We start from the raw sequence: 7,770 nt of genomic DNA, 5'->3' as shown, positions 1-7,770 counted from the left end.
TGCAAGTTAGCTACTTGCAAAACTTCTGGGGCGGTCCGAAAGGATCGCTTTTTTGTTGTTCTTTTGCAAAATTAAAACACAAAACTGAGAAAAATTAGCCCATCTGATAATTTATAGAATGTTGCTATATCAACATTCTTGAACTCCATGATTATGGGCGGTTTAAATTACTGCACAACCATAGTCATGGAAGAAGGGCGCTAAATCAACATTTCCAGCCACCCACAATTGTGGAGATTTTGCCATATCAGTGATAGCACGCCCTAATGTTTGGAAAACGCTTGGCACCGCCAAACTATCAGCTTACCTTTAGTAAGTGATAGCAGTTTCCCTTATGCTCTTTACTAAAAGTTTGTGAAAACAATTAATGCGGCTGCCATAGATCACTTTTAAAACAGTTTTATAACCAATCAAAGTAAAAAAACTGTTTCAAAAAATTCATCATGAAGTGTTTTTTTGATCATCGTAATTTAAATTTTATTCGGTAATTAAGTTTAACTCGGTGATCAAAAGTTATTCATTTTTGGTTTTTAAAAGTGCCGCAAAAAATTTTTTTCGCAACCAAAAAAGAAATTAATCGGTCAAATTAATTTCCCCAAATTTTAATTAAAATGATTTTTGTTTGCGCCAACTTCGATAACTTTTCAGTTACCAAAAATAAAATTTTTTGATTATTGCAGCCAACTTTTTGCATTTCAAATTGTAATTAAGGTCGTTGAAAATTCATTTTTAAGTGCATAATTTATTATCTCAGTAAAGAGCATAAGGAGAATCTAGTCCCAGGACTCTTTTCGAGCCTGTGAACTTGGCAGTGCCAAGCGATTCTCTGATTATTCACGTGGGACTTCTAAAAGCAATTTTGGGTCACATCTTGGCCACCCATAAACATTGATATATCAATGTTTTCAGTTACTCAAGTTTTTTGCTGGCCAAAATATGACCATTTTGTCGTTTAACAAACTCTGCTATATCAACATTCTCAAAATCGATATTTTCTATAATTTTGCAACTTTAAATCAAAAAAGGGCAATTGAAATTAATCAATTACCTGTTTTTAAAATTTTTCACCCACACCATTAGTGTTACTGTTTGGCACATTTTTAATTGCATTACTAGCATACATCGCCAAAAAAGCATAAATGAAAAACCACCCTACTTAACTTTTCCCGGTTACAGGGTAGCTGATCTTATCAATAAGCTTTAGCCATTCTACCCGAAATCTATGAATCTTTTTTTCGAATTTTTTGCCACCAATGTAACTTTGATTCCCTAGTTTTTGCAGTATCAGATTCATTTATAGTTAAACGTTTTTGTTTTAATGGCTTATCAACTAGATTTAATTGTTGGGCTTGATCAGCTAATTGAGCAAACTTTTTGCCAAACTCAACTAACTCATTATTCTGCCTCATCAGTTGCTTATCCTTCACTTGAAGCTGTTCTTCTTTTTTCTTTAGCAACTGTTTTAGTTCATCTATTTCTTTCTGTTTCTCGGAAACAGTATTTTGAAACAGTAGATTATTTTTTGAAACTTTATCCCTTGTATTATCAACCCTTTTCGATTTTTTATACTGTTCGATAACTGTTTCATCATAATATTTACGCTGACCTTTTAGCTGTTTCGGAGAAACAGTATTACTCTTCAACCATTTACTAAGAGTACTGCGACTTATCCCTAGCATATCAGCGATTTGATTCTGACTATATAACTGTTTCATAACCTGTTTCCTAACTGTTTCCAAATCAACAACATACTAAAATCAATTTAACATACAATCCACTATGCTAACAATAACCACAGCAAACTTACCTACTATTCAACTTCTAATCATTATACATACCGTTCTCAGGCAGCTAATCGTTTCTATTGGGAATGAGATCGTTCCAGGCTACATCAGGGGCACCACACCCTCCAATAATCCAGATCTAAACAATATATTCCTAACAGCACAGCCCCCTCCAGTGGGGCAGACTAACCCCATAAAGGTAACTAATTAACCGCAAAGCGGTTAGTTAGGTAATTTTCCCCTAGATAGGAGAAGAAAATTATCTAACTAACCGCTTTTTACGATTGTTGGTTACTAATTCTGGTCTCGCGGACCAGCATACATTTAAGCTTATAAACGCCCTGCACAGTAGCAAGTCCGTTGTTTTTTGTCGTTCAGAAGATGATCTGAATTGCTGGGCAACGCCGTTTACTAACCCCAGTCAATAGTACCCTGTACTATGTTCTGCTTAACTACTGCCGTATGTTCCACTGCTGCCCATTCGCCCTACACATGAGTAGTTCTGATTGCACAGTAGTCGTTTCTACCGCCCTGACCTTGTTTGCTTAACTGCTGGTCGTCACCGCCACTTGCCCCACTGCCGCGTTACTGGCTTTCGGAGATAGATTTATTACTTGAGATGGCTCTATCACACCTGTCCCTTTTTACAACTTTGTCCTGTTGGTTCGCTTGATAACGGAAAAACCTCCGCGCTAATCTTAGCTCGGAGGTTCTTTTTAACTTCAACTCTTGAATTTTTAAGTATTTTTGATATACTTATCTCAGTTGTTGAAGCTAATCGAGTTCCGTCCAAAGTCCTAGATTAGCTTTTTTCATACCCTAAATTCTTATGTAAGTAAGATTTTAGGGTATTTTATTCGCATTAATGACTTTATCATATCATAAAACACATAGTTAAAACTACATAATTTTGAATTAATGCAGCTTTAGTATTTAAATCAGATATGGATTGATAGCTTTCTCTATTACTTTTGTTGCGCTTGATTATAAGCGGTCTGTATTAGTCCAGCAGCTACGGTGCTGTCCAATGGTACTTTTAACTGCTTCGCCTGCTCTACTAAAGTTTCCGTTGCTGCCTGCTTCTTGTCGCTACCAGCCTTATCTGTCTTAGTAGCTTCATTATTGACCAATACCTGCGCTAGCTTGTACCAAACATCTAGTTTGTCTGCCAGCGGCTTATCATGCTTTTGAATATATGGATAAATACCAACAAACAGGAATGCAATTATGACCGCCACCGTGCTTAACAGCTGTAAAATCGCTGTTAAATTATTCATCTGACTCACCTCCCTTTTTAGCAGCATTCAGTTGTGCTGCTCTTAATTTACGTATTTCTTCTTTTAACCTATCTATTTCATCTTCATCTTCACGATATTTTTCATGATAGTACTTAATATCGCTGTACAGTCGCTCCCTTTCTTGCTCATCAGATTCTTGCTTGGCCTTGATACGCCATTGATAAAAGCCAATTAGCATTGAAATAAGTCCACCGAATGCAGTGGACGTTAAAAGAAGCAAGATATTTTTGCTCATTTTTTAGATCCTCCTGCAATCTTAATCTGATTTACTTTAAGCAATAAAAATTTATTCTTTCAGTAATTAAACCCGTAAGTAAAAACAAGATATCATTTTTTTGTCATAAATGCAAACTCACGTTCGTTAAAGAGTAATTAAATTTTACCGGCTTAGCTTTTTATGATTTATCTTACCTGCCTCTAAAAGCTCATATTAGCCCTTCTCAGCCCTTTTTATCTTCTGGGTGGAGTTATGCCTTAAAAACAATCTATAGAAATGCAGTAGTACTTTAATGGCTACAGCTAAAAATAATATCGCTGTTGCTTTTCTATCTTAATTATTTCAATGTACTATAATTAGAGTGAAAGATTAATTTTATGTTCGAGGTACTATTATGAAAATTAGTAAAAAGCTTATCCTAGGAGCGGTTGCCGGCACCTTGGCTCTTGGTACAGCCACTCCATTAGCAACCACCAGTACTACAGTCACTGCTGCCACTTCAACTAATAACTTGAAGTTAGCCCATGGTGCCTATGTCTTCAACAAAAAAGGCAAACGTCTGCGTACTTATCGCGGCAGTACATGGAAGACCCACCTCAAAAAAGGCGCTACAGTTAAATTTACTGGTGCAATCGAACCCACCGAGCGCGACAGCAAACGCTTCTTCTTACTCGACGACGACAACTACAACCAGTCCTGGCTGCCCTATAAACAAATAAAGGGGCAATATTACTATGGCATCGGTGCTGGTGGCTACATTAAAGCTGGCAATGTCAGCCAAATCGCTGGCAAGCCGCTGTATACCTCCGAAGCAACAGTCACAATCGCCAAAACTAACAACTTTACCAAGTCAATTCAGGTTGGTTTTGGTGAAGAAGCCAGAACGATTAAGCCTCTACAAAAAGTTAAGGTAGATCGAGTTACTTTACGTTGGTATGATCCAGTTAATGTTCCTAGCTACCGACTCACTGGAACAACGATAGGCTTTATTGCCAAGTCAATGATACAAAAAAAGCCACTACAAAAATTATTGACTTACACTTATGACACCTATGTTTCAGTTAATACTAATACTGAAGGATACGATATTAACGGGCAAATTAGACCAAGAATGGATATACATACCGGGCCTACTTTTATTAAGGGCGACAAGCTCCCAGTAAGTGAGGCTCTCTATATTTGGCTACCTCAGGAAAACAAGGCTGAGTTGTTCTATCGTCTAACCCAAAATGCATTTGTAACAGGTTCAACACGCTTGGGAGAAAATACTAAAGACTTTCAAAGCTATATCAAAGCCTCAAACATCCAATATCTTTCCGGTCCGAAATTAGAGCCAGTCAATACGCCAGCAGAAGCGCAAGCTGACACAAAAATAGCAACTACAACGGATAAGGAAGAATTACAAAAACTAATTGATCAAGAAAGTACGGTTAAAGCTACTAAAAACTATCAATATTCACCAGATTATGACACTGCATTGAACAATGCCAAAGAAATTATTAGCTCTGACTCGTCAAGTATTGCAGCAGTCAAGCAGGCTGTTTGGTTATTGAAGCAACAACAACCACTGGCAGTATTACCACAAGATGAGTTAAACATATATCTTGCAAGAAGAAAAACAATGCCTGAATAAAATTTAAATAAAGGACTAACAATACTCAAATTATTTTGAGTATTTTTTATTATTTCTAAATATTTGTTTGCAAAAATCGAACATATGTATTATATTGATTATGACTTCGAAGTCGAAATTAACTTGTTGTAAAAACTATTTTATTTGAAAGGAACTATTATGACTAAATTTTATAATCCATCAATCACACTATTGCACACCTTAAAGACCGGACAGACAGGTCCAAAAGGGAATAAAAAAGGGCTATACTACAATGTGGTCCAAAAAGGGAACGTGGGCTCATCATATGTTTATGCTTTGCAGCATCATGGCAGTGACAACTATGTTTTTAGAGCAAGTCCAAGCTCTAATATTACTTTTGGGAAAGAAATTGTTAAATTCACTGGTGATCTCGCTGGTGGTCATACTCAAACTTGGGAATATGCCAATAAAGCAGGTTGCTGGTTCGTCGGCACTAAAGGTAAATCAGGTACTGGTGGCTATATGTGGGATACACAAATTGCTCGGGTTAAAATCCCAGGTAAAGCAGAATATAAGAGTAATACGGAACTTACTCGTATATCACACTTAAACTTGGCTGGTGGTTTTAACATTCCAGCAGCAAATTTTGATCGAGCTGAAGCAGCAGTATCTCCTGACTACAAATATTTTTTAGTAGCCACAATTGACACAGATGGTACTGGTTACTTTTCCTTATATAATCTAGACGAAGTGAATAGCGCACTTGATAAGGCCGGTACTGATAATTTCAACATCAGCAGACTAACACCAGTCGGCGGAAAATTCCAACCATTCACGATCCCAGAACTTACGGATGATACGAAAAAGATTGGTTCTATTCAGGGATATGACATTGATCATGTTGTTGATAAATACAATAATGAATCTATTAATATTTATATTTCTAGCCAGAAAGCTGGAGATAATAAACGTCACATTTACAAGATCCCTTGGGGCGTAGATTATAAAGCAGGCTGGGAAGATGTCGATTTAGATAACAATGCTGCAATTGATAATGGCAACGAGCCTACTGAGCTTGAAGGTATCCAAGTCATTGGTGAAAACGATTTGTACTTGACTGTGGCTTACCATGGTTACTTAGCTAGCGGTAAATGGGGAACTATCGGTAACCGTATCTTTAGAGTTCGATGGTAAGCTCACTAGACCAATCGAACTTAACATAATGTGCATTAAGCGAAGTAGGTTTAGCACCTAGAGCCGCAAGGGCTAATTAAGCAATAAATAAATCTTTGTGAATTTTAACCCGTATAGCAAAAGGGAAGACTGTTAATTCAGCCTTCCTTTTTTTGTTCACTAGCCAATTTCACAATTAGACCAATTGGTATATCTTGGCTTTTTTGCCTCATTTTTGACCAAACATGCAGCCTTCTGACTTTAGCGTTAGATAAAATCATAATCGCTTAGACGGCCATATAAGCCTCTACAAGCGATTTTCAGGGGCTTGGGTAGGTTTACCCATGAATTTAGATAAAATGACTGCAAGACCTGGTGCTTTGAGCTATATCCCATCAATATCACCAGCAGATATATCTTCAATTTTGTTAGTTTCAACATTGTAGTGGATATAATCACCTGGCTCCAAATAAGCCTTTTGAAATTCAGTTAACTGTACTATGTGGTCGGCATCATTATATACTTCAGTTAATTCGGCAGTCTGCTTCTCTGCATCTATTTGCAGTACAACAGCATTAATTTCAACATTTTTCTTCATCTCAGTAACTCCTCTGGTCTAATATAACTCACGCAAATACGCGCTAAAGTCTCACTTATATTGTCTAAAAAACTTTATCTGCTAATTAAATTTTATCCATAGAGTCGATGTATATTCAAGCCTAAAATATATACAACTTCTGGGTCTTTTGCTTTTTAATATAGTTAATTACGTCAACAATAATCTTTAAAGTTTTGAGTACACTATTAGTTCCATTTTTCTTTACAAATTGACGTAATTTCAGACTTACTTTCTCAAAAAGTAACACACATTTCTATAGCCTTATCTGATTCCATGTTCATTCACTTTAGTAAAAAAATGTGTAGTAAATCGGTAGATTTTTTTGCCATTTTCGGTGGTCTGAGGTAGAATTTTTGCCCCTTTTCGGTAGCCTATGGTAGATTTTTCCACCATTTTTGGTGGTATTAACGACTAATTTTTATTTGATTTTTGGACAATATATTTAATCACTATTAACCTTGCCACATAGGCATTTATAGAACATCGCCACTGGCGATTCCAACTAATGTTGGACTGTTCTACCTTATGCTCATTACTAAAAGTTTGGTAAAAATAAATAATGTGGCTACTCTACCTGCAATTTTAAGCTATATTGCCATTAATAATAGCTTGGCTGCTTAATTCTATCCTTGTAACAAAACTTAAATTTACAAAAAACAACCTAAGATAAATCTTAGGTTGCACTTTTGCACTACTTTCGTAGCCCGTCGAGAATATCTTTGACAATATTCAGCGCGTCCCGAATTTCAGAAATTACGAGATACAATAGAATTAGAATAATTAAATCTGACACGTTTCTCACCTCCTTTATGAGAAGTCAGTCTTCTTCTCAAGATGGTGCACTGAACGTGCATAATTATTTTACCAAACATCGTATTCCATGTTATACTTACAGCAGAATTAGAATAATATCTGGCACGTATAACTGACGTGCATGCAAGTTCAGTCACTTGCAAGATAGCAAATGCGACCCCCTCGTGGGTCGTTTTTTGTATTCTCTTTTGCTCAAATACAATTTCCTTCCGTGTTATAATTTAGTAGATGAAGATTACAAGTTATGGCTTGTACGAAAAACAGAGCGTGCA

6 protein-coding genes are annotated in these 7,770 nt (G+C 36.4%); 2 read left to right on the top strand and 4 right to left on the bottom strand.

The features are described 5' to 3' along the window. Positions 1–1,220: 1,220 nt before the first annotated feature. The 3 genes from ACSYSN_RS07845 to ACSYSN_RS07835 form a co-directional block, all read right to left on the bottom strand. Positions 1,221–1,715, bottom strand: a complete 495-nt coding sequence (locus tag ACSYSN_RS07845; protein WP_491712942.1) for a helix-turn-helix transcriptional regulator — start codon at positions 1,713–1,715, stop codon at positions 1,221–1,223. Between the two features lie 1,034 nt (positions 1,716–2,749). After that, entirely contained in the window at positions 2,750–3,061 is a 312-nt protein-coding gene (locus tag ACSYSN_RS07840; protein WP_491712941.1) for a hypothetical protein, read from the bottom strand. Continuing rightward, positions 3,054–3,317 carry a hypothetical protein gene (locus ACSYSN_RS07835; protein ID WP_491712940.1) on the bottom strand — a complete coding sequence of 88 codons (264 nt, stop codon included), beginning with the start codon at positions 3,315–3,317 and terminating at the stop codon, positions 3,054–3,056. The genes ACSYSN_RS07840 and ACSYSN_RS07835 overlap by 8 nt, the downstream gene beginning before the upstream one ends. Before the next feature lie 376 nt (positions 3,318–3,693). On the opposite strand from ACSYSN_RS07835, the gene ACSYSN_RS07830 reads away from it, so the two are divergent. Next, on the top strand, positions 3,694–4,932 hold the full coding sequence (locus tag ACSYSN_RS07830) for an SLAP domain-containing protein (protein ID WP_491712939.1): 1,239 nt from the start codon (positions 3,694–3,696) through the stop codon (positions 4,930–4,932). 159 nt (positions 4,933–5,091) lie between these two features. Beyond that, positions 5,092–6,087: a helveticin J family class III bacteriocin gene (locus ACSYSN_RS07825; RefSeq protein ID WP_491712938.1), complete on the top strand. Its 996-nt coding sequence runs from the start codon at positions 5,092–5,094 to the stop codon at positions 6,085–6,087. Positions 6,088–6,451: 364 nt separating this feature from the next. Here the strand turns inward: ACSYSN_RS07825 and ACSYSN_RS07820 are convergent, their stop codons facing one another. Continuing rightward, a complete protein-coding gene (locus ACSYSN_RS07820) occupies positions 6,452–6,664 on the bottom strand; it encodes a hypothetical protein (RefSeq protein WP_491712937.1) in 213 nt (70 codons plus the stop codon). Positions 6,665–7,770: the final 1,106 nt, after the last annotated feature.

The sequence above is a fragment of the Lactobacillus sp. ESL1191 genome, from assembly GCF_058504435.1.
This window is presented reverse-complemented; position numbering and strand designations above follow the sequence as displayed.

Bases quoted from the DNA above. Each gene is read 5' to 3' on its own strand.
- ACSYSN_RS07845 (WP_491712942.1), bottom strand. From the start codon at position 1,715: ATGAAACAGTTATATAGTCAGAATCAAATCGCTGATATGCTAGGGATA.
- ACSYSN_RS07840 (WP_491712941.1), bottom strand. From the start codon at position 3,061: ATGAATAATTTAACAGCGATTTTACAGCTGTTAAGCACGGTGGCGGTC.
- ACSYSN_RS07835 (WP_491712940.1), bottom strand. From the start codon at position 3,317: ATGAGCAAAAATATCTTGCTTCTTTTAACGTCCACTGCATTCGGTGGA.
- ACSYSN_RS07830 (WP_491712939.1), top strand. From the start codon at position 3,694: ATGAAAATTAGTAAAAAGCTTATCCTAGGAGCGGTTGCCGGCACCTTG.
- ACSYSN_RS07825 (WP_491712938.1), top strand. From the start codon at position 5,092: ATGACTAAATTTTATAATCCATCAATCACACTATTGCACACCTTAAAG.
- ACSYSN_RS07820 (WP_491712937.1), bottom strand. From the start codon at position 6,664: ATGAAGAAAAATGTTGAAATTAATGCTGTTGTACTGCAAATAGATGCA.